Source organism: Peribacillus sp. NPDC096379, from assembly GCF_044762875.1.
Taxonomy (GTDB): Bacteria; Bacillota; Bacilli; order Bacillales; family DSM-1321; genus Peribacillus.
Map to the genome: position 1 here is coordinate 575,917 of NZ_JBIWFD010000003.1, position 22,273 is coordinate 598,189.

The following is a 22,273-nucleotide window of genomic DNA, read 5'->3' on the forward strand; positions in this document are numbered from 1 at the left end:
GTTTTACCGCAAAGCCATTCCAACATTGGCGAAGGGAAACAAACTCCAAAAGGAGGGAATACGTCATGTTCGTATTCACACTTAATAAGCATGGGGAAGCCTTAATGCCATGCAAACCGAGAAAAGCGAGGCTCTTACTCAAACGAAAGAAAGCAAATATCGTAAGCTATCAACCATTTACGATCCAACTACTATATGGAAGTAGTGGCTATAAACAATCGATTCATGTTGGGATCGATTTAGGTGCTAAACACACAGGGTTAGCGGTTACGACCCGTGACAAGGTACTTGCCAAAGGAGAGATAGAAGTACGTCAAGATGTTAAGAGTTTACTAGAAACAAGACGTATGTATCGAAGAAGTAGACGTAATCGAAAATGCCGATATCGAAAGCCACGATTTGACAACCGTAAGCGTCACGAAAATTGGCTACCGCCAAGTATACAATGTCGATTAGATAACACGTTTCACTGGATCGATACGTTTTTATCTCTTGTACCCAATCCTGTGTTAACGATCGAAGTGGGGAAATTCGATATTCAGAAGATGATGAATCCAGAGATACAAGGTGACGAGTATCAGCAAGGACAAACACGTGGCTATCATGATGTCCGTTACTTTGTATTAGCAAGGGACCATTATACATGTCAAGTGTGTAAGAAAAAGGACGGTATTTTGAATACACATCATATTGTGTATCGTTCACATAGAGGAAGTGACCGAGCTGATAATTTAATTACAGTATGTACAGATTGCCATACGCATGAGAATCATCAAAAGGGTGCAATATTGTGGAAGTGGATGGAAGAAGGCAAAGAATTACCTTCATACAAAGAGGGGACGTTTATGAATATCTTCCGTAAACGAGTATTTACAAAGTATCCGAAGGCTAACGTGACGTATGGGTCAGTCACTACACCACGAAGGAAAGAGTTAGGATTAGAAAAAACTCATGCGAATGATGCGGTTGCGATCAGTAGAATAGAAACGATTCAGCAAATGAGTGATTCTGTCTTCTTCATCAGGCAATTTCGTAAGAAAAAACGTTCGTTGCATGAGGCCACAGCTAGAAAAGGTCGGAAGACGAAGAATATCGAGAGCAAGCGAAACAAAAAGAATGTGAAACAACTGAAAGGATTTTATCTGAATGATCGAGTACGAGTGTATGAGCGAATTGGATATATTACGGGCTTTACGGGAACAGGTATGGCATATGTCAAAGATATTCATGGGAGCTACATCACGAAGCCTAATAAGTCGTACAAACAGGTTAATCTAAACGATTGCGAGTTTCTCAATCACAATAATAACTGGCAATATGTCGAGAACCTTTCGGCTAACGTCTAACCGAAATTCATCCCTTCCCTACTCATTTTGTTCCTTGAGGAAGGGGACTTCTTTCAGGAAGCTAGTTAAACAAAAGGTTGTTAAGATGACGAATCCTAACAACCTTTTGTTATCTAAAAATTCTTTATTCACTTTCTCTATTGTGGTAACTAAAAACAGAATTTTTTCCTAAATATAACTTAAAGGGCGTGTTCAAAAAATGCCATAATGTCCTATCAAAAGGACTTCACTCTTGCAATAATACGGAGAGAGGTAGACTGCTCCCTCCTTTTTGAACATGCACTTATAATCGGACTATTTTCTTCGTTTCATTCGATTCCAAAGCTCCCAGGATGACGTTTAACGATTTCAGTCCTTCCAGTCCATTGATGAGTGGCTCTTTATCTTCATTAATACTGATGATAAATTGACTGATCACCTGTGTATCATGCTGGCCGCCCGATTCATTCGATTGAATTTTTCCTAATCTCAGATTTTCAACTTGCCCAGTAGCTCGTTGAATAATCAAAGAAAACTCAGGGTCATCCTCTAGCCTTAATATGGCTTTTTCACCATAAATAATCGTCGAGTTATCTTCTTGTACATAAGCCCAACTTGCCGCGAGTGTCCCAATAATTCCGCTTTCTGTCTGCAAAATAAAGGTGGCATTATCGTCTACATCGCTATTTTCCTTCGCACTACTTTTAACAAATGCTGCTACTTCCACGAATTCTTCATCCAATAGATAGCGAAGCAAGTCTGTTTTATGAACCCCTAAATCACCCATTGCCCCGATAAATGCTTGATCTTTCTTAAAAAACCAGCTAGCTTTACCGTCAGCACTCCATGACTCTGGACCTGCATGACCAAATGCTGAACGAAAGCTATAGACTTTCCCTATTTCTCCGCTTGCGATGATCTCCTTCGCTATTTGATGGGAATCTACAAAACGCTGATTATGGGCGATCATTAATTTCTTACCGGCTTTATTTGCTGCAGCAATCATCTTCTCTGCCTCTTCACGTGATGTCGCCATCGGTTTTTCACAAAGAACATGCTTCCCAGCTTCTAAAGCAGCAATGGTCATTGGAGCATGAAGATAGTTTGGGGTACAAATACTAACAGCATCAATACTAGGATTATTCAGTAGTTCAATAAAATCAGTATATGCCTTTGCTTCATATATTTCCGCTATCTCTTGAGCCCGTTCCTCTACAATGTCGCAAACTGCTATGATTTCTGCAGAATTATTCAGTTTATATTCTGGTAGATGGCGGTTCTTTGCGATACTGCCACAACCGATTACACCAATTTTTAATAGACTCATCATTCTCTCTCCCTTTCAATTTGTCTTCTCTCATTTTTTTCCAGATATAACTTCCAACGCTTGTGCATTTCCGTAAACAGGACGAGCGCGTTCTACCGGCTTAACCCACTCAACAGCATTCGTAATCACTCGTTGAATATCAGGGTGATGATAGGTAGGATATGTTTCATGACCAGGTCGGAAGTAAAAAATCTTCCCGTTTCCACGACGGTATGTACATCCACTTCGGAATACTTCTCCACCTTCGAACCAGCTCATAAACAGCAGTTCATCTGGTGCCGGAATATCGAAATGCTCCCCATACATCTCTTCTTTTTCAAGTTCAATATACTCTCCAATACCTTGTGTAATTGGGTGGCTTGGATCAAGGACCCATAAACGTTCCTTCTCATCCGCCACACGCCATTTTAAATCGCATGAGGTCCCCATAAGTTTTTTAAACACTTTCGAAAAATGTCCAGAATGTAATACGATTAATCCCATACCATTAAGAACACGCTCGTACACCTTTTCTACGATTTCATCGGATACCTCGTCATGGGCCGTATGTCCCCACCAAATTAAAACATCCGTTTCCAAAAGAACATGATCCGGTAATCCATGCTCCTCTTCATCAAGCGTTGCGGTCGCAATATCTCGAGTCTCACACTTCAAAAAAGACGCAATTGCTTGATGAATCCCATCAGGATACACTTCAGCAACAATCGGGTTGGTTTTTTCGTGACGATATTCGTTCCAAACAACTACCTTCATTTTCATCTACTCCTTTGTTATATCTCTCACTTTTTTCTACATTAAAGATAAAGTAAAACTTCCATCAGTGGAGGTTTTCGTCATCCCCCACTGATGGTTAGTTGAATCAATCGAACCTTTACGGGCAGAGTTGTCCTCCACCTAGCTTCTTTGTACCTCATAAGCTTGAGGTGGAGGTCTTACTGCCCGTTAAACGCGGAATAATAAGGAGACTCCTATTATTTCACCGCTCCATCTGCAATTCCTTTAATGATTTGTTTTTGGGCAAAGAAATACCCAATAATAACAGGCAAAATGGAAATCGATAATCCTGCTAACGCAAGATGCCATTGTTTCGTATATTGCCCAAAGAAGAAGAATAATTGAAGCGGAATGGTTTCCGTCCCATTTCCTCCAATAACGAGGGATGGTAATAGATAATCATTCCAAATCCAAATTACATTCAATACTCCGACCGTTACCGACATCGGTTTTAATAGTGGAAAAATAATGTACCAAAATGTTTGAAATTTATTGCAACCATCAATTTTTGCTGCATCGTCTAACGATTCCGGAATCCCTTTTAATGCCCCGTGATAAAGGAATATGGATAGACTCGCTCCAAATCCTAAATACATGAAAATCAAACTGCTGCGGTTCAGCATATCAAGTTGACCAAACTGTGATACGAGCGGAATCATAACCGCTTGGAAAGGAATCAGCATTGCAGCTACAAACATAAAGAAAATCACCGTGCTAAGCTTGCTCTTATTTCTTGATAATGCATACGCTGCCATAGCTGAACAAATGATGATAATTATTGTGCTGACAGCTGTAATGAACAATGAATTACCAAAAGCTTTAATAAAGCCAAGTTGTACAAACGCTTGCACAAAGTTGTCCCATGTCCATTCTTCAGGTAGACCTAGCGTATCTGCGAAGATATCACGTTTTGTTTTGAATGCATTGACTACCATTAAGTAAAATGGCACAAGCCACACGAACGCTAAAAGGATTCCGATAATTTCCAGAAGGAGGAGTCTGCGGTTTTTGAACATTATAATTCAACCTCCTTTTTCTTGTTGTAGTACACTTGCAGCAAGGAAATAGCTGCGACTGTGACAAAGAAGATCATCGCTTTAGACTGTGCATACGCCATTGAATTTTCTGTAAAGGCCGTTTTTACAATATCCATCGCAACCATTTGCGTTGAATTGAATGGCCCACCGTTTGTTAGTGACAAGTTTTGGTCATACATTTTAAACGAATTTGACAATGTAAGAAATAAGCTAACCGTGAATGCCGGCGCAATCATAGGAACTGTAATGTTTCGGAAGCGCTGGAATCTATTCGCTCCATCAATTTGCGACGCCTCAATCAATTCTTCTGGTACAGATTGCAGATAAGCAATATAAATAATCATGACATATCCCGCCATTTGCCAGGATGTCAAAATGACCAGGCCCCAAAAACCAGTTTCCGTTGTTGAAAGCCATCCTTGCAAACCCTCAACCCCAATCGACTCGCCTATCGAAGCAAATGCCTTTGTAAAAATGAACTGCCAGATGAATCCTAAAATCAAGCCGCCTATTAAGTTGGGCATAAAGAATACCGTACGTAGAAAACTGCTTGTCTTAATATGCTGAGTCACAATTAACGCAAGCCCTAACCCAATAATGTTGATGACAATAATGGCCGCAATGGAAAATTTAATTGTAAACCAGAATGCATCCCCAAACTCTTTATCGTGAAATAATTTGATATAGTTGTCTAATCCAACAAACTTCGAGATACGAAGACCGTCCCAATTCGTAAATGAATAATATAGACCGGTCAGTAATGGGTAAATCACAACGATGAGGATTGCGACGAGCACAGGAGCTAAAAATAGCCAAAATGATAAATCTCGGTTTTTCATTTGAAACGCCTCCTTTTTGAAAAGCGTAAGCCGAGACACGCAGAAGTTTTCCTTTCATTCTCTGGATCCGGGTTACTTGTGACCTCGGGGAGCTAGGCTGCTTACGCTAGATACAATAGCTGATAAAAAAACACATATTAGTGCGTGTTCAAAAAGGTGGAGCAGCCCATCCGCAGTTAATTACTTGGTCGAATGTCCACTCCACCACTGAATTGTTTACCAAGTTAATCGAATACCCACTTTGGTAAAGCTTCACTTTTTCCTGTTAGGATTTAGCAAACCGCTTAATCATTTACCGCTTCGAATATCTTCCCAGGCTTTGATATTCTTTTGAACCAATTCATCCCACGTCATTTCTCCCAATACATAAGCTTGTACGCTTGCTCCGAATTGGTCCTCATTCCAACCAACCGGGGAACCTGTAAATGTCCAGCCAATTGTCTTTCCTTCTGCTGAATACTCATAGATTTCTTTTGATAGCGGATCTGCGATTTTCGAAGAATCATATCCTTCATAAGCAGGAATAAATTTAAAGTCTTCTAATACTGCTTGTTTACCAGTATCAGAAGTGTACATCCAATCTAGGAATTTCTTCGCTTCTTCTGCTACTGCGTCATCTACCTTATTGTTAACCGCCCAATAATTCGGTACGCCGACCGGCATTTTTGCTTCACCATCTACAGGAATTGGAATGATACCAATATTTTTTTCTGCTAGCTCTGGATCCATGTCTAAGACGGTGTTATACACCCAGTTACCTTGCTGAATGATGGCTACTTGTTCAAGTGAGAAAAGTTCCTCCACTTGTTGGGAATAATCAAGGCTTGTTGTCGGCTGTACAGAAAACTCATTTTGTAGATCAATCATTTGCTTCAGCTGATCTCCTTTTGTAAAAGCAACAGTTGGAGATTCATAGGCAGTCATTACATTTCCATCGAATTCGGAAGCTAAGAAAACATTGGAAAGATGGTTACCTGTTACCCACTTTTCCTTAACAGGGAATGCAAATACCGCTTTGATTTTCAAATCTTTCTTCTTAGCATCCAATTTTTCAACCGCTTTGTTCAACGCTTCATAAGAGGTAAGCTCTTCAGCGTTAATGCCAGCTTCTTTAAAAATACGTTTGTTATAAATAAATCCGTACCCCTCTTGGTTAAATGGTAAGCCAAGTACTTTACCATCTATAGTTACACCATCAAGTGTGCCATCCAAAGCTGCTTTTGCTGCCTTTGTGTCACTTAAATCTGTCAAACGATCGCCAAACTGTTCAACATCGGTCGGCCCGCCGACATTGAAAATGGCCGGCTCTTCTTTCGAAGTAAACTTCGTAATTAAAGATTGCTTATAATCATTTCCGCCACCTACTGTAGAAATCTTAATCTTCACATCAGGGTTCTCTTCTTCATAAGCCTTCGCCAATTCTTCAAATTGATTCTTGAATTCTACTTTAAATTGGAAAACGTCTAATGTAATCTGATCCCCAGAGGCTTTATCGGATGAAGAGCATCCTGCTAAGAATAACGATGACGCTAATACCGCTGAGGCAATGCCTGTGACCTTCTTCAATTTCAATGAACCCATCCCCTTTTTCATGTATTTCTCACAAAAAACAACGAGTGAAACCGTTTGCACAAATGAATAAATAAATAGAATCGTTTCTCTTAAACGCCCCCTATCAATCTATCTATTCAAATTGCATTTTATTCTCCACCATTCTACACTGTATTCCCTAAAAATAAAAGCGTTTTCATTGTAAATTTATATATTTTTTCCCATTCAATGACGAAAAGTAGCGAAGTGGCTTGTTTTTTGTATTTTTTCCCTGGTTGGAAGAAAGCAGAACTATTTTTGAACAGGGGGCCCCCAATTTTATATAAATAAAAGAGAATGCCAACTTTAAGCGGCATTCTCTTTTTATTTATATCGACAAAATCTCCCGAATATCCGCTTCCGATAAAGAAGAAAGCATGGTTTCGCCAGATTGAAAGACCATCGGTAATCTTCTCATTTATCTATGAGAATCGCTTCCATTACCGTGTGAAGAAGATGTCCAATGTGCTGGGTGTTTCACGAATCGGCGATTATAAGTGGCTTGATCGTCCCGAAAGTCCGAGTGTAAAATGTCATAAACCCTTGTGCGGCAAGTCAAAACATCTTTCTTAGGGTCTAGAGGTCTTTATGGTAGTCCAAATATAACCAAAGGTCATCAACACCAAGGAGTGAAGGTTAGCCAAAAAGCAGTGGTATGAATTATGAAGATGAACTGCTTCAGGATGACGACGAATCAACTCGGAAACGGCACTCCCCCCTAACTCCCGAGCTGATTTTGTGTGAAACACCCCTTTAAATCGACCAATTGGTGTACGAACACCATCTAACAAAATAACTTTTCTCAATAGAGTCATCCTTATATCTCATATTTCTTACATACATATGATTAGATTAGGTTAGTGAATCACGATACGTTTCGCGTGCATATAGAGTCGCAATAATACTAAGCACTCCAAGTGCAACAAGATAAATGGCGATTGGCCAGTACTGTCCATCGAATTTTGCTAGCAAAGCAGTCGCAATAATCGGCGAAAATCCTCCTGCCAGAATCGCTCCGATTTGGTAGCCGATCGACGCTCCGCTTAAACGTGTTTTTGTGCTAAAGAGCTCGGAGTAATATACCGCCTGCGGTCCATATACGGCATCATGCAAAACGTTCAACCCAATCACGATCCCAATCGTGATCAAAATGACGGAACCTGAATCCATCAACCAGAAAAAAGGAAACACGAACAGCGTAGAAGCAATCGTTCCGAATAAATACACTGGTTTACGACCAATCTTATCGGATAGATGCGACCAAAGTGGCATCGTAGCTAATCCGATTACCGAGGAAATCATTACTGCATTCAATCCAACCGAGCGATCAAAATGATGGGTTGTGACGAGATAAGTAAGGACAAATACGGAATAAATATAAAACACAGCATTCTGTACTAATTTCATCCCAATTGTTAAAAACAAAGGCTTTTTCTGTTCTCTTAATACTGTTACAACCGGTCGTTTTTCTTGTTGTTTTTTTTCTACTATTTCCAAGAACACAGGTGATTCAGTTACCTTTAAACGAATATAAAGTCCGATAAGCACAAGAACGATACTTAATAAAAATGGAATCCGCCAGCCCCAAGTAAGAAAGGCTTCATTCGACATGTTATTTGATACGAGTGAAAATACAGCTGTTGATAAAAGGAGCCCAGCTGGAACGCCCATTTGTGGGAAACTTCCATACAGTCCCCGTTTCCCCTTCGGCGCATGTTCGACAGCCATTACGACAGCTGATCCCCATTCGCCCCCAATCGCGAATCCTTGAACGATACGCAGGAGACTAATTAGTAGTGGTGCCAATAATCCAACCATTTGGTACGTTGGGAGCACCCCCATTAAGAAGGTGGCAGTTCCCATAAGCAAGAGGGAAATCGTCAGCACTTTCTTGCGTCCAAGCCTGTCTCCATAGTGCCCGAATACCATACTGCCCAGCGGACGAGCGATGAACCCGGCTGCGTAAGAACCAAAAGCTGCTAATGTACCATATAATGGATCGAAATTAGGAAAAAATAATGCAGGAAACACGAGTGCAGCTGCTGTACCGTAAAGGTAAAAATCGTACCACTCAATCGTGGTCCCGATAAAACTAGCGAGCGCTACTTTTCGGTGTTCTTTGGAGAGGCCTCTGCCCAGTATAATTGATTCCTTTTGTAATTGACTTTTGGACATCTTATGCGCTCCTTTATTGATTATGTTTTATTTATTCACTTTTCCGTTTGAAAAAAGGGAGCCAAACGTCGTTGCAATTTGTGTAACTCACTTGTAACGGTAAACCAATTTGCAAACCTTGATCGGGATCGAGCAACAGATGAGTCAGCATCGTTGGACCTTCTTCTAATTCAACAACGCCAAGGACATATGGAGCTACTTCCAACCAAGCTGAATGACCAGGTCTATGAACAATACCCCATGTTTTCAAGCGTGCATTTCCAGTGGCTGGTGTCCACTCTAAACGGTTACTCCAGCAATGTGGACATATCTCCCTTGGATAAAATACCCATTTCTCACAATCGGCACATTTTTGTAAAATGAATTCTTTTCGCGCTACTGCATCCCAAAATGGCTTTGAAACAGCTGTGATCGTAGGACCTGGAACGACGAGGTTTTCAAACTGCTCGCTCATGATTCCACCCCCAATACCAATGCTGCTGCTTCACTTAATGTGGCACCATTCCCTGTAACAAGCGAAAGACGCGCATTGGGAATTTGCCTTGAGTGTGCTTCATTCCTTAGTTGACGCACTGCTTCAATAATGTGTGACATGCCTCCAGCGAGATCTGCCTGTCCAAACCCAAGTTGTCCACCATGCGTGTTAAGCGGCCAATCCCCGTCATGACCGAATGAATGGTCTTTCATCCATTCACCGAACTGGCCTGGTTTGCATAATCCCGCATTTTCAATCGTGACACCAACAACACTTGTATAGCAATCATATAAAGACAATAAGTCCATATCCTGCGCACTTACATCCGCTTGCTCTAATGCTGCTGAAATCGCATATGCCAATGGTGCTGATGCGAGTGCAGGTGATTGGCTGACTGCGCGATGCGTGATCTTTTCTCCTGCTCCGAGTAAATATACCGGTGCGTGACCCCCGCTCGGCAGATTATCTTTAGAGGTGACGACGAATGCCGCACCGCCGGCAACTGGCATGACAATCTCATATAAATGCATCGGATCAATAATGAGCGGTGACTGAAGGACTTCCTCGACGGAAAGCGGCTTGCCATAGAAAATCGCATTCGGATTAAGTTGCGCATTTTTTCGCGCCCAGTGTGCAATCAAAGCAAATTGTTCTTGCGTCGATCCGTATTCCGCCATATGACGCTGCTTCAGCAGAGCGTAAGAAACATTGGCTCCTGATGCACCGAACGGTACATCGAATTCCCGAATCGGGTTACGATTAGGTGAACGTGGATTTCCACTTCTTTCATTCGTATTAGCAAGCACACAGACAACCGTTTCACACATTCCCGCCTCGATGGCCGCTGCAGCCCGCCATAACATTCCCGCGCCAGTTGCTCCACCGAGATCGACTACATTCGACATCGTCGGCTGAATACCAAGATATTCTGCTACCGTTGCCGGCACATGTTGAGGTGTTTCCCCTACTTGTGGACCGACTAAAAGACCATCAATTGCATCTTTCTCAAGACCTGCATCAGCAACTGCTAGCCGCACAGACTCTGCAATTAAGCCTAATGTTGTAGTGCCCTCTGTATAACGTATCGGTGCAAGTTCTCCGATACCTACAATCGCACATCTTGGAACCCGTCGTTTCACCATCATACGAAGCTCCTTTCTGACAAGGTACCATAATCCGCAAGACATTCTGGATTATTAAGTGATCCCTTGTTCTTTATCTCTTGACCAATTGCCGCGGATCGTGCTGCCCCTTCCACTTTCTTACCATTTATCGTGTAAGGTACTTCTTCCACACTATAAATACGACGTGGTACATGTCGTGGTGAAGCTTTCTTACGTACATTCTTCCGAATAACGTCAGCTAATTCAGTATCTAGTTCTCCATCCTTCATAACCACACACAACACGATTTCTTCATCACCCGCATTTGGTAGACCGAAAACGATTGAATCTTCTATTTCCGGGATTTGCGCCAAGACACGGTAGATTTCAGCAGTACCAATCCTTACGCCGCCGGGATTAAGCGTTGTATCCGCACGTCCGTAAATGACAAACGATTGTTCAAGCGTTTGTTCCGCTAAATCTCCATGTGTCCAAATTCCCGGTCTTTCCGTAAAATAAGAGGAGTGGTAGCGTTTGTCGCCGTCTTCTCCCCAAAACGTAAGCGGCATACTTGGAAATGGCTTTGTGCATACTAAGTCTCCTTTTTGATGGAGAACCGATACTCCACGTTCATCAAGTACATCGACGGCCATTCCAAGTGCCTTGCATGTAATCTCACCACGGCGAACGGGATGTACGGGAGAGCCCATCACGAAGCAACCAATGATTTCCGTTCCACCAGAAATCGATGCCAGCATGATGTCTTCCTTAATATGTTCGTAGACCCAATCATACTGTTCAGCTGATAGTGGGGCGCCACATGAAAGAACACTGCGCAACTGGGATAAATTGTGCTGCTGACCGACAGAATATCCCGCTTTCTGTAAAGTTTCCAAATATTTCGGGCTCGTCCCAAAATGTGTCACGCCAGCTTCTTCAGCAATCTCCCATAAAATTCCGATATTATCTTTTCGTAGTGGCGATCCATCATAGAGTAGAATGGCAGCACCACTTGCAAGTCCCGATACTAACCATGGATACATCATCCAAGCAGTATTTGTGTACCAGTACATTACATCTCCCGGTTTCACGTCACAATGTAATTGATGTTCCTTCACATGTTGAATTAACGTTCCCCCAACAGAATGTACAATCGCCTTCGGAAGCCCCGTCGTTCCAGATGTATAAAGAATATATAAGGGATGATCAAAAGGAACTCTCGTAAACTCAAGAACAGCAGGCCCTTCTTGACACAATTCCTGCCAGCTCAACACTTTTTTTGTTTGTTGAATCGATACCTCCGTATCTTTTGTCAATGTTACGATTGCGGAAACTTCCTTAAGCACCTCGCACACAGCACTAATATTATCCCGGATATCAAAATACTTACTATTATATTGATAATCTAGTGAGACGATCAATACCTTTGGCCGGACCTGTCCGATACGATCGACAATCCCTTGTGACCCAAAGTCAGGGGAGCATGAAGTCCATACAGCACCCAATGATGTCGTTGCTAACAGTGCGACTAACGCTTCAATTCCATTTGTTATTACTCCAGCAACCCGGTCTCCACGACTCAAACCAAGATTTCTTAATCCTTCCTGTGCTCGCGCCACCATGTTGCGCAACTCTCCCAATGAATAGGATTGGGAAACACCGTCTTCCCCGGCCACAATCACAGCTGTTTGCTTTTCATCACCACGTAAAAGGTTTTCAGCAAAGTTCAATTGAGCTTCTAGAAACCAGTGGGCACCTATCATGCCGCCATCGGTTGGAGGAGTGAACACCTTTTCGCCTTTTTCTCCAATGATTTTTGCAAAATCCCAGACTCCTGACCAAAACTCTTCAGGTTTGGCCACTGACCAACGATGAAAACGTTCATAAGGTAAGAGTGGGAATTCAACTTGTTGCGAGAATTCCGTCAAATTAGATTTTGTGATCCATTCTTCACTCGGTTCCCATAGTATGTTTGATTTCAATAAACTGTTTTCTTTTATCAAGATCTTTTCCTCCTTTAACTAAGAATCAGTCATGCACTATTTTCTGATTGTTTTATGTAAGGTTTTTTCACCATTTACTCTTTATAAATTACATAAATTCTATAAGATTACTATGTTTAATGTTTTTATATAGCCTAAATCATACCTGTATGACTCAAATGAAAAACCCCTCATCATAAGAAGAGGGGTGCTCATCTTATCTTTCAGGCATATTCATACCTGCAGGATTTAGCACCTTTTCAAGTTCTCACTTGAAGGTTGCCGGACTTCATCGGGCCTGTTCCCTCCGTCACTCTGGATAAGTAATATTTATTTAGATAACGCACCAATGCGTTAATACGTCAATTTAATAACTTTATTCAGATTATAGAATAATTATCTTTTAAAGTCAATAAAAATTCTGAAAAATTTATCAATTTAGAATCATCGCACTAATATTCATTCTCACATGTCCACTTCTAGAAATGACTCTAACTAGTGAGAGCTAAGGGATTGGCATGCTTTTTTTATACAAAATCCCCTCCGCCCATGATGAGCGAAAGGGATGCGTGAATAAGCATAATCAGCATTCGTCCACCTCCCCATCTTCAGAATCGTCTTACTTCCTCTGAATTTGACACCATGCATAACTAAGCTGGTTGCCGAGGCATCACAGGGTCAGTCCCTCCGCCACCCTTGATAAGAAGAAAATCGTTCAATTAATCTCTATTGCTGATCGTACTCTTTTCCAACCATCTATATAAGTTGAACTAAAGATTTTCCTGAGTTGCATTTGGGGACTATACTTTCTTTATACTTTTCATTCTTGATTGTCTTTTTCTTTTTCATTACTTCTGCTTATCTAATTTATTGGATTGCTGATCTAAAGTTCAAAAAGCTAATCCTACAAGGGAATTCAATTACTAGCTAACGAATAGGTTGTTAGATTACAAAATTCTAACAACCTGTTCTTTCTTAATAGTGATAACATAGTAGCGCTTAATTATTACGGATTTTGTCATCAGCTCAGTTTACACGCACAGGCCGAATCATGAATTTTCAAGTTGAGGATTTTAAGGTCGTATATGTATCGAGTAACGAGAAATAGGTTCTAACTTCGATTATTAATTCAAAAAGCTCTTCACTCTTCCCCCCATCCTTTACAAATATCAACCCATTCCAGTGCATTTGAATATTGAAATAATTCATCACATGTAAGTTCGATCGCTGAATTCGTACTTCCACAGGCCGGGAATATCGTGTCAAATCGTTTCATGGAGATGTCAAGAAAAACGTCGAGATCACGCACTAGTCCAAAGGGACAGACACCGCCGATTTCGTGACCGGTTTGCAAAAAAACTTCTTCTGGTGGAAGCATTCTTGCTTTAAACCCAAATAGATTCTTGAATTTTTTATTATCAATCTTTGCATCACCTGCCGCTACAATTAATAGTGCATTGTCCCCTTCTCCTCGAAACGATATCGTTTTAGCGATACGTGCGGGAATAACCTGAATCGTTGCCGCTGCCTCGCCCACTGTAGCACTTGATGTTTCAAATTCCTTCACATCATCTTCACGATCATACTTTTTAAAATGGGCTCTTACCTTTTCAATTGCCAACCAAACTCATCCTCTCAGCTTCAAATTTATTTAAAAGGATACACACCTTACAACAGTAAAGCAACTAGAATGACTGATATGCTATACCTATCCTTTACTTCCGAATATCCCCATTGACGCATCCTATCCAACTAATGTACTATTGATAGTCGAGTGCACAACTTAGATTACGTGGTTCGCAACCATCCCACGAAAAAAAACTAGGGAGAGATATGTATGAAAACTAAAACGCTAGTCGTTAATGCGATTTTAGCTGCTTTGTATATTGCAGTGTCATTTTTGATTCAACCATTTGGATTTACTAATATTCAATTTCGAGTATCAGAAATGTTTAATCATTTAATCGTATTCAATAAGAAGTATTTTTATGGAATTGTAATGGGAGTCTTTTTAACGAATCTACTATTTTCACCGATGGTGCCGTATGATTTAGTTTTCGGAGTCGGTCAATCTGTGCTTTCGTTATTGATTACCATCTTTGCTGGACGATATATCAAAAACAAACTGGCGTTAATGATGGTGAATACACTTGTGTTTACGTTCACAATGTTTATGATTGCTCTTGAGCTGAATCTCGCATTAGACTTACCATTCCTATTCACATGGTTCACAACAGCTGTAGGTGAATTTGCTGTCATGTTAGTTGGAATTCCAGTAATCTATGCGATTCATAAACGTGTAAACTTTAATAAGCTGTTATAATTTCAAAAGGATTGCCAAAGCAACTTGGCGGTCCTTTTACTTTTTCCCCTCTCCAGTTAGCCTTCATCAAATAAAATCCCCCTTCACTTTTCTTGCGTTTCTCCCATATCAATTGCTCCATATGTTAAAATTTAATATGAGGCTTTTCATCCTAAGCTTTGCATCAAACAAAGGAGAGCTCCCATGTCAAAATTAATTATATGCCTATACATTTTCTGCGGCTTATCCATTCTATTTTTGACAGAATGGTATCTTACTATTACAAATGTTCCCTATCAAAAATTGCTTATGATTCAACGATTCAAAGGGATTACCTTTATTGTTATTACTGCAGCTATTCTCTATTTTTTTCTAAAAAAGAGAAAAAGCTATAGGTTATTAAAAGAGGAACAAGAACGCCTGCAAACTTTGATCCATTCAATGGCCGATTTTGTTAATTTCAAAGATGGACAAGGACGTTGGACTGAGGCCAATAAGTTTGGACTTGAATTGTTTCAGCTAGAGCATGTAGATTATAAAGGAAAAAAAGATAGTGAATTAGCTCAATACACGGATTTTTATAAAGATGCATTAGAGTATTGTGAGATTTCAGATGAGGAAACGTGGGTAAACCGAAAAGTTACTCGATGTGAAGAAATCATCCCAATGCCAGATGGGAATCACAAATCATTTGATACGATAAAAGTTCCTCTTTTTCATGAAGATGGATCACGAAAAGCATTTGTTGTCATCGGAAGGGATATAACGGAACGGGTTAAAGCTGAACAGCATTTATTGCAAAGTCAGCAGCAATATAAATCGCTCTTCGATTATAATCCTGACCCTGTGCTTATGATGGATATAGATGGGGTCATTACGAATGTCAATCCGCGCTTTGAAAGTGTGACTTGCTGGAGATTTGACGATATCATCGGTGTTCCAATCATGGATGTATTAGCAAACTCAAATGAAAAGGAGAAATTGCACCAATCATTAGCTGAAGTCATTGAGAACAAAACAGGGATTACATATGGAGACATTCGCATTCTTACAAAACACAAAGAGACCGTGTTACTTGCTTTTACACTCGTTCCAATGCTAATAAATGACCAAATTATCGGTGTCATTGGCTATGCACAGGATGTAACACTTATACGTGAAACCGAAGTAGTTCTGAGAAAAACTGAAAAATTATCGGTCGTTGGGGAGTTGGCAGCAAGTGTTGCTCACGAAGTCAGAAATCCACTTACTTCTTTAATTGGCTTCGTACAACTGTTAAAATCCAATGAATTAGAATATCAGCATTACTACTCCATTATGTTAAGTGAGTTAGATCGAATTAACTTGATTGTTAGCGAATTGCTCGTCCTTGCCAAACCTCAGGACATGAAGTTTAGTGAGCATAACATCGTGATACTAATGAATGATGTCGTGACATTACTAAAACCTGAAGCGAACTTGAACGGAACTTCCATTTCAATAAAAGGAAACGAGTCCATCCCAATAATACGATGTGAAGCAAACCAATTAAAGCAAGTATTCATCAATATTATTAAGAACTCGATTGAGGCGTCAGCAACATCGGTTTCAATCGAGTTTTCTATAGCTAGTGATCAAGTGACTGTTAATGTCAAGGATAATGGTCAAGGTATAGAAAAGGCACGAATCAAGCATCTTGGGGAACCGTTTTATTCATCGAAGGAAAAAGGTACGGGTCTCGGACTCACTGTCAGTTCACGGATCATTGAAACGCACCGTGGAAATATCACCTTTGAAAGTACGCTTGGAAAAGGTACTGAAGTGCATTTGTGTTTACCAATTAATTGTCATTCACAACAGAGTATTGGATAATTAGCCAATGCTCTTGTTGCCAGAATAAACATGCGTTTCGTGATATGAGCTTCCTATATATATATATTTTCCACTTCTAACAGATCGGTTTCATCTCAATATCCTCTTCACATTCTTGTCGAAATTTCTGATTATTTCTTGGGGAACACTTACAATAATTGCACTTTTCAATTCTCCCTTTTCCATACTAGGTAAGAGATTCAAGATCCTTTAATTAATCGATTAATTAGATTCCATTTTGTCAGCACTTATCACAATATCATTAAAACAAAAGAAGAAGTTATCCCATAAGGTTCTGACCTCACGCTCTATACACCATTTATTGTGTCATGTACACGTCAGATAATGTGAAACTTCAATCAGGGGGGTTAAGCGGGATAAATGATATAGTGGATGACCTGTTCAGCACTTTTATCTGATACTCTTTTGTTTTTATGTTTTTAACATATCTGAAACGTGCAAGTGAATATATCCCATCACTGTTCCACTTGAACGGCCTCTCCAATCCTCCCTTCTGTTTCAGCCAATAAACTTAGTGAGTCCAGAGCTACTATACCTATTTTAATCAAATTATTTTCACCAAATGAAAGGACAAAATTCTAAGAGCCATCATAGTCTATATGAAAAGGGGGGAGAGGAATTGAAAAGGAAACGATTCGACAAACCAGAACCAAAACTTGAAGAGGTAAGCGTCCAAGATGAATCATCCGAACCCAACGATGATCAGTTGGCTGATTTATTAAAAGCCAACCCTTATTTAAAGCCACTGGCTCAACAGATTAAACAGAAAAGAAAAAGTCTTCTATTCACGAAAAACAAACCCACTGACAATAAAGTGAATGACTAATACCATTCATGAAAGCATCTGAAATATTTCAGATGCTTATTTTAATTCTCTCCCACGCTTAACGGGCAGTTAGACCCCCTACTGATGGAAGTTTCACTTTATTTAGAAATTAAAAAGAACAGTTTTAAAAGATGGGGTGCCAAACTACAGGATGATACATGCATTAATAAAACATATTGAAGAGGATGTCCCATAAAGATCTTGACCTCACACTCTTTGCACAGTTTATCATTCTACATACACCCTCATTTAAACTGTATAGAATAGTTCTAGGTTCTAACTCTTTTGGAACATCCTCTGTGTTATCTTATGCAATCCCGCAGCATTTTTTGTATTTCTTTCCGCTACCGCAAGTACATGGATCATTTCTTCCAATTACATTCTCATTTATAATCGGTTTCTTCGACTCTTTTGTTATGATATTATGACCTTCCAACTTCATTTGCGCATACCGTTGTTTGAATAACTCTACAACTTCAGGACTATAGTTTAATGCTTCAGTTGCAATCTCATTTGCCTTCTGTTCTGGAAGATTTCGATCTTCAATAACCGTTTCACCGTTTTTAAACGATTTTCTCACACCGAAATGACGCCCTGTAGCTTGCGAATTCTCGTCTTCTTCAATAAATTTCAGATAAACATCATCACAATGGCAAGCTGCATGCATGCAATAATAGTCATAAATCCAGTAGGTTTTCCCTTCATAACTACTTTTCAACGCAATATTATCCTGTACTCCAAACACATCTATATACTTAATCGCTTTACCATCTATTATTTCTGATGCTTTAATCGGTCTCATTATTCACACATCCTATAAAAGTATTTCATTGCTTTAGTATTGTATCTCCTATTTGACATTCAGTCACCTATTTATCTCCAAATCTATGCAAATGGTTTGTCATTCAAAAACTACGGACATAAGGAAACATCAATAATATTTACACATTGAATCCATATACAACTAGTCACGATGATTACTTACAAAACTCCATGAAGAAAAAAGACTTCATCCGTACATTTGCTCATATTAAATACAACGGCTGTACAGTTCAACCTATAGGGATTTATACAAAAAAAAAGAAAGGCATGTGTACCTCTCCCTTTTATCCAGGTTGTAATATCCCGCATTAACGAGCAGTTAGGCTTAGAGGAATCGAAGAAGCGTAGGTGGGGGGCCAGTGATTGAAGTTTCACTTTATCTTTCAATTAGCTTTTGTTTTAACTCCGTTTCAATGGACCGAAATTCCTGTTCTACATGTTGGCGATTCGAGCTACCTTCAGCTTGAATGACTAATGTTTCAGCAAGTGTAGACTTTAAACGATCTTGGGTATGCGCAAGTGTCTCCAATTCTTTGTTTGCCACAAGTAAATTCTCCGTTTTTTCAGAGACTTGCTTGTGAGCATTTGTCGCATGATTTTGTCTCAAAAATGAGAGAGCAATCGACATTTGATTCTTCCAAAGCGGAATCGCTGTCATAATCGATGATTGAATCTTTTCAACTAGCGATTGGTTTGTATGCTGGATCAGACGAATTTGCGGAGCACTTTGCAAAGTAATTTCTCTACTTATTTTCAAGTCATATACACGTTTTTCTAATAAATCTGTATATGAGAGGATATCGTCTAATTCTTGTTTTTTTAAAAGGTCCGTTTCCATTTTCGCTACTTGTTCCGCGTTTGGAATTGAGTTGGCATGTAACTCTTCAAGCCTTAATTCCCCTGCAGCGATGTAAATATTGAGCATATGAAAATACTCTTTATTATGCTCATATAAGCGGTCAAGCATGACAATATCAGCTAACAGGATGTTCTTGCTTCGGTTTAACTTCACACTGATTCGGTCAATTTGAGCGCTTGCCTTTTGAAATCGAGACACAGTTTCCTGTGAAGATTTTGGACTTTTTCTAAACCACCGGGCAAAAAAGGGGCGTCGAGCAGGTGCCAATTCATCAGGGTTCACTTCATTCAACTTCCCAATTAGATCAGCTAAAATTTCACCGATTTCACCAATATCCTGCTTCTGTACTTGGTCAAGCATTGCATTCGAGAAGGCAAGCAATTTAGATTGTGCAGGCATCCCAAAAGTGACTAGCGCCTGACGATTATTCAATCGTAATTCTTGGGCGATCTTACACGCCTTTTGTCTGCTTTCTGCTGGAATGGTATCTATTAACTTCTTTCCTTCACTCGGAAGTTCTGTAGCAAAAGGATGTACTTCCTTTCCCTGATCGAGTGTTTTTTCACCTTCACTCATTTCCATTTCCCGCTTCCATTAATCAAGCTCGATTCTTTCGTGTTTTTTATCGTTTGCTTTGCAACATCTATTTCGTAATCAAGTTCTTGAATATCATTCGAAATCACTTCATACAGATCTTCTTCAACTGATTTCGTCAGCTTCTCTAATGTTCTCCGTGTTTCAATTAACGAAAGATCTAATTCTTTATTTTTCTTCGGCTGCGCCGCTAGAAACACATATTTCTCCGCCAATTCCAAAGTCGAATCCAAATGAGAGAAGTAAAACTGTTCCGCTTGATAAAACCGTTTTGGCTCTTTTTTCGTTAAGCTGTATATCTTTCTAATCATCCTCACAAGCTCAATTCTTTCCTTTAAAGAAGGAATATGTCGAATCGATAATAGCGCTTTGCAAGCACGAAAAACTTTAGATTTCGCTTCTTTTACATTGCCTTTGATATATTGATATTCTTTTCTACTCAGTCCATGTTTCTTCAAAAAACGGGCAGACATGAAGATGGAACTCGCTCCAAATACAATAACGCCACCTAATACAGACCAAAGAGTAGATAGGAAAACGGACTGATCAAATCCAAAATAACTAATTGGCCAGATGATTACGGCAATAGGGCTCGATATAACTATTCCAATAATGGAGGTTACAAACCGATTCATCGCATTGACACTCCTAACATAATTTCTATTCTATTTATACGTTTCATTCATAAATAAGTTTCATTTCTTATAGGTTAAACGATATACGATTTACGTCATTCCTGCAAATATTTTTAATAAAAACTCATAGCTGCCCAAGTATACTAAGTTTACCGTATAAGTGCCCTGAATCATTTAAACTGCTTCAAACACAAACAATGTGAATGATACTATTATGCGTATCATTTGAAAAAATAAAATCCTACTTTTTGATTCAATAAGGAAAGGTACTTTATGTTTTTATTTTCACGTACATCGAGCACTACAAACCTTAGCCTAAGTATTTTTGTGAATCATTGTCAGGAAGATAGGCTTAGTTACTTGGACGGATTCCTACCGATAATCATGTTAGGAACTATTCCGAGGCTTACATTGTCGAAAAAGGGAAATATTCCCCGAGAAATTTTTTCCCTTAAATCAACATATTTCTCTGAAGCTCGTTTTTTACTTTCCCTTTATTCACAAGCTCTTCAATCCAATAACGTCCGTGTTAATTAATCGATTAATTAACACGGACTTTTGTCATTCCAACTAGAAATTTGCAATTATTCCCCTTCCTGCGATTTCCTTAACTACGAACATCAAACCTTAGATCACCTAAAAAAAAGAAAAAAATGAAGATACATGACACCATCCAAATTTCGGATTGCACTTTGTATCTTCATCTTCTCTATTATTTTATTCACTTTTGAAACCAGTCCGAATTTTCATCCATGTGCCAAAACGGAATGTCTATATCAATCTCACCTGTTATTCGGTCAATCTCTACATCTTGTCCATCAAGCCATTTCGTAAAATCAAATGGAATCGGCTCTTGGTCTCCACTTAAAGCAATCCATGCCTTCATTTTTTTGGAAAATAAGCAGACGTGTGAGTCTTTCCCGCCCAACTACTGTATAAATCAGAGAAGATCCCAGAATGTTTCATATAAAAGAGAAATTAATGCTCGCTTGAGAGATATATTACTTTCTCTCCTCAAAAACCACCGATGAATCCAATCAATTTAACATGTTTTCTATCAGTTCGTTTCTGCTTTGTTACTTTCATCATTCTCCATATTAAACCAAAGTGGTTCGTTATCATCAACATCGCCATTATAGTTGATTAAGATCTCTTCACCGGCTTTTATATCAGTGTAAGCATAAAAGTCAAACGTGTGGTTCTCAAAATTAATATCATACGTTGCATTCGGCGTGTATGAGTGGTTAAACAGCATTCCATATCCTAAGAGGATGGCAGTGTGGTTCACACCATACTCAAACGCGTAATCTGCAAGTAACGTCTTCTCTATATGTTCATGTTCCTTATTCGGGTAAGAAATAACCGGTGCCTCATGTACAAGCTCCCCTTTTGCTATATCACGTGTTGCAAATACCCCTCTATTGAACTCCCCATCGCTGAGTGTGGAAGTCTTTATCTCAATCATGTAAGTCACCTTCGCCTTCTTTTCTATGGAGTTCACTATCTACTTAAGTTTGCCAATTGAAAAGGAATTTAGCAACTATTTTCTTCTATTCCTTTTCAACCAACGTCTATCAGCTCTACTTCCAATTGAATACATTCTGGATATGTAGCCATTGCTAACGCATACAAAACCTGCATGGCGTTAAAATGCCACCAGTTACCATGAAGGATCAATCATGTAGCACGCTACACTTACCTCATCACAATGGTGGCGGTGCGAAGCTGGATTTTGG

The 22,273-nt window shown here is 39.6% G+C and carries 19 protein-coding genes and 3 riboswitches; of the genes, 4 read left to right on the plus strand and 15 right to left on the minus strand.

Annotated features, from left to right (window positions below; genetic code table 11):
* The first annotated feature begins 65 nt into the window (after positions 1–65).
* On the plus strand, positions 66–1,346 hold the full coding sequence (gene iscB / locus ACIQZI_RS16725; protein WP_403074932.1) for an RNA-guided endonuclease IscB: 1,281 nt from the start codon (positions 66–68) through the stop codon (positions 1,344–1,346).
* Between the two features lie 283 nt (positions 1,347–1,629).
* Here the strand turns inward: iscB and ACIQZI_RS16730 are convergent, their stop codons facing one another.
* The 10 genes from ACIQZI_RS16730 to ACIQZI_RS16775 form a co-directional block, all read right to left on the minus strand.
* Positions 1,630–2,652 carry a Gfo/Idh/MocA family protein gene (locus ACIQZI_RS16730; protein WP_403075229.1) on the minus strand — a complete coding sequence of 341 codons (1,023 nt, stop codon included), beginning with the start codon at positions 2,650–2,652 and terminating at the stop codon, positions 1,630–1,632.
* 30 nt (positions 2,653–2,682) lie between these two features.
* Entirely contained in the window at positions 2,683–3,405 is a 723-nt protein-coding gene (locus tag ACIQZI_RS16735; protein ID WP_403074934.1) for a ThuA domain-containing protein, read from the minus strand.
* A gap of 218 nt (positions 3,406–3,623) precedes the next feature.
* On the minus strand, positions 3,624–4,442 hold the full coding sequence (locus ACIQZI_RS16740; protein ID WP_049679776.1) for a carbohydrate ABC transporter permease: 819 nt from the start codon (positions 4,440–4,442) through the stop codon (positions 3,624–3,626).
* Positions 4,442–5,302 (minus strand): carbohydrate ABC transporter permease, encoded by an 861-nt coding sequence (locus ACIQZI_RS16745; protein WP_403074938.1) that lies wholly within the window; start codon positions 5,300–5,302, stop codon positions 4,442–4,444. The genes ACIQZI_RS16740 and ACIQZI_RS16745 overlap by 1 nt, the downstream gene beginning before the upstream one ends.
* Before the next feature lie 288 nt (positions 5,303–5,590).
* Positions 5,591–6,883, minus strand: a complete 1,293-nt coding sequence (locus tag ACIQZI_RS16750; protein WP_062185117.1) for an ABC transporter substrate-binding protein — start codon at positions 6,881–6,883, stop codon at positions 5,591–5,593.
* A gap of 861 nt (positions 6,884–7,744) precedes the next feature.
* Positions 7,745–9,067, minus strand: coding sequence for an MFS transporter (locus tag ACIQZI_RS16755; protein ID WP_403074941.1), 1,323 nt, complete (start codon positions 9,065–9,067; stop codon positions 7,745–7,747).
* 31 nt (positions 9,068–9,098) lie between these two features.
* Positions 9,099–9,521 carry a Zn-ribbon domain-containing OB-fold protein gene (locus ACIQZI_RS16760; RefSeq protein WP_403074944.1) on the minus strand — a complete coding sequence of 141 codons (423 nt, stop codon included), beginning with the start codon at positions 9,519–9,521 and terminating at the stop codon, positions 9,099–9,101.
* Positions 9,518–10,687: a thiolase family protein gene (locus ACIQZI_RS16765; RefSeq protein WP_403074947.1), complete on the minus strand. Its 1,170-nt coding sequence runs from the start codon at positions 10,685–10,687 to the stop codon at positions 9,518–9,520. Before ACIQZI_RS16765 ends, ACIQZI_RS16760 begins: the two co-directional genes overlap by 4 nt.
* Positions 10,684–12,648, minus strand: a complete 1,965-nt coding sequence (locus ACIQZI_RS16770) for an acetoacetate--CoA ligase (RefSeq protein WP_403074949.1) — start codon at positions 12,646–12,648, stop codon at positions 10,684–10,686. The genes ACIQZI_RS16765 and ACIQZI_RS16770 overlap by 4 nt, the downstream gene beginning before the upstream one ends.
* Positions 12,649–12,841: 193 nt before the next feature.
* Positions 12,842–12,953, minus strand: a riboswitch (SAM riboswitch).
* A 273-nt stretch (positions 12,954–13,226) separates the two neighbouring features.
* Positions 13,227–13,333, minus strand: a riboswitch (SAM riboswitch).
* A 435-nt stretch (positions 13,334–13,768) separates the two neighbouring features.
* Positions 13,769–14,248 (minus strand): YbaK/EbsC family protein, encoded by a 480-nt coding sequence (locus tag ACIQZI_RS16775; protein ID WP_403074952.1) that lies wholly within the window; start codon positions 14,246–14,248, stop codon positions 13,769–13,771.
* 165 nt (positions 14,249–14,413) lie between these two features.
* Positions 14,414–14,458, plus strand: a riboswitch (PreQ1 riboswitch).
* A 6-nt stretch (positions 14,459–14,464) separates the two neighbouring features.
* Here ACIQZI_RS16775 and ACIQZI_RS16780 point away from each other — a divergent pair.
* From ACIQZI_RS16780 to ACIQZI_RS16790, 3 genes are all read left to right on the plus strand, one after another.
* Positions 14,465–14,950, plus strand: coding sequence for a QueT transporter family protein (locus tag ACIQZI_RS16780; RefSeq protein ID WP_062184768.1), 486 nt, complete (start codon positions 14,465–14,467; stop codon positions 14,948–14,950).
* 183 nt (positions 14,951–15,133) lie between these two features.
* Entirely contained in the window at positions 15,134–16,780 is a 1,647-nt protein-coding gene (locus ACIQZI_RS16785; protein WP_403074956.1) for a PAS domain S-box protein, read from the plus strand.
* A gap of 640 nt (positions 16,781–17,420) precedes the next feature.
* The gene (locus ACIQZI_RS16790; RefSeq protein WP_403074958.1) at positions 17,421–17,627 is read left to right on the plus strand and encodes a hypothetical protein; all 207 of its coding nucleotides are present in this window, start codon (positions 17,421–17,423) and stop codon (positions 17,625–17,627) included.
* Positions 17,628–17,934: 307 nt separating this feature from the next.
* Here the strand turns inward: ACIQZI_RS16790 and ACIQZI_RS16795 are convergent, their stop codons facing one another.
* The 5 genes from ACIQZI_RS16795 to ACIQZI_RS16815 all read right to left on the minus strand — a co-directional run bounded on the left by ACIQZI_RS16795 (position 17,935) and on the right by ACIQZI_RS16815 (position 22,002).
* Entirely contained in the window at positions 17,935–18,429 is a 495-nt protein-coding gene (locus ACIQZI_RS16795; RefSeq protein WP_062184778.1) for an SEC-C metal-binding domain-containing protein, read from the minus strand.
* A 396-nt stretch (positions 18,430–18,825) separates the two neighbouring features.
* Positions 18,826–19,884, minus strand: a complete 1,059-nt coding sequence (locus ACIQZI_RS16800; protein WP_403074962.1) for a toxic anion resistance protein — start codon at positions 19,882–19,884, stop codon at positions 18,826–18,828.
* Complete coding sequence (locus tag ACIQZI_RS16805) at positions 19,881–20,537, minus strand: 5-bromo-4-chloroindolyl phosphate hydrolysis family protein (RefSeq protein ID WP_403074965.1); 657 nt, start codon at positions 20,535–20,537, stop codon at positions 19,881–19,883. The genes ACIQZI_RS16800 and ACIQZI_RS16805 overlap by 4 nt, the downstream gene beginning before the upstream one ends.
* Positions 20,538–21,258: 721 nt before the next feature.
* A complete protein-coding gene (locus ACIQZI_RS16810) occupies positions 21,259–21,423 on the minus strand; it encodes a hypothetical protein (protein ID WP_403074968.1) in 165 nt (54 codons plus the stop codon).
* A 171-nt stretch (positions 21,424–21,594) separates the two neighbouring features.
* Positions 21,595–22,002: an SET domain-containing protein gene (locus ACIQZI_RS16815; RefSeq protein WP_403074971.1), complete on the minus strand. Its 408-nt coding sequence runs from the start codon at positions 22,000–22,002 to the stop codon at positions 21,595–21,597.
* Between the last annotated feature and the right edge of the window lie 271 nt (positions 22,003–22,273).

Bases quoted from the DNA above. Each gene is read 5' to 3' on its own strand.
- iscB (WP_403074932.1), top strand. From the start codon at position 66: ATGTTCGTATTCACACTTAATAAGCATGGGGAAGCCTTAATGCCATGC.
- ACIQZI_RS16730 (WP_403075229.1), bottom strand. From the start codon at position 2,652: ATGAGTCTATTAAAAATTGGTGTAATCGGTTGTGGCAGTATCGCAAAG.
- ACIQZI_RS16735 (WP_403074934.1), bottom strand. From the start codon at position 3,405: ATGAAGGTAGTTGTTTGGAACGAATATCGTCACGAAAAAACCAACCCG.
- ACIQZI_RS16740 (WP_049679776.1), bottom strand. From the start codon at position 4,442: ATGTTCAAAAACCGCAGACTCCTCCTTCTGGAAATTATCGGAATCCTT.
- ACIQZI_RS16745 (WP_403074938.1), bottom strand. From the start codon at position 5,302: ATGAAAAACCGAGATTTATCATTTTGGCTATTTTTAGCTCCTGTGCTC.
- ACIQZI_RS16750 (WP_062185117.1), bottom strand. From the start codon at position 6,883: ATGGGTTCATTGAAATTGAAGAAGGTCACAGGCATTGCCTCAGCGGTA.
- ACIQZI_RS16755 (WP_403074941.1), bottom strand. From the start codon at position 9,067: ATGTCCAAAAGTCAATTACAAAAGGAATCAATTATACTGGGCAGAGGC.
- ACIQZI_RS16760 (WP_403074944.1), bottom strand. From the start codon at position 9,521: ATGAGCGAGCAGTTTGAAAACCTCGTCGTTCCAGGTCCTACGATCACA.
- ACIQZI_RS16765 (WP_403074947.1), bottom strand. From the start codon at position 10,687: ATGATGGTGAAACGACGGGTTCCAAGATGTGCGATTGTAGGTATCGGA.
- ACIQZI_RS16780 (WP_062184768.1), top strand. From the start codon at position 14,465: ATGAAAACTAAAACGCTAGTCGTTAATGCGATTTTAGCTGCTTTGTAT.
- ACIQZI_RS16785 (WP_403074956.1), top strand. From the start codon at position 15,134: ATGTCAAAATTAATTATATGCCTATACATTTTCTGCGGCTTATCCATT.
- ACIQZI_RS16795 (WP_062184778.1), bottom strand. From the start codon at position 18,429: ATGAGACCGATTAAAGCATCAGAAATAATAGATGGTAAAGCGATTAAG.
- ACIQZI_RS16800 (WP_403074962.1), bottom strand. From the start codon at position 19,884: ATGAGTGAAGGTGAAAAAACACTCGATCAGGGAAAGGAAGTACATCCT.
- ACIQZI_RS16805 (WP_403074965.1), bottom strand. From the start codon at position 20,537: ATGAATCGGTTTGTAACCTCCATTATTGGAATAGTTATATCGAGCCCT.
- ACIQZI_RS16810 (WP_403074968.1), bottom strand. From the start codon at position 21,423: ATGAAGGCATGGATTGCTTTAAGTGGAGACCAAGAGCCGATTCCATTT.
- ACIQZI_RS16815 (WP_403074971.1), bottom strand. From the start codon at position 22,002: ATGATTGAGATAAAGACTTCCACACTCAGCGATGGGGAGTTCAATAGA.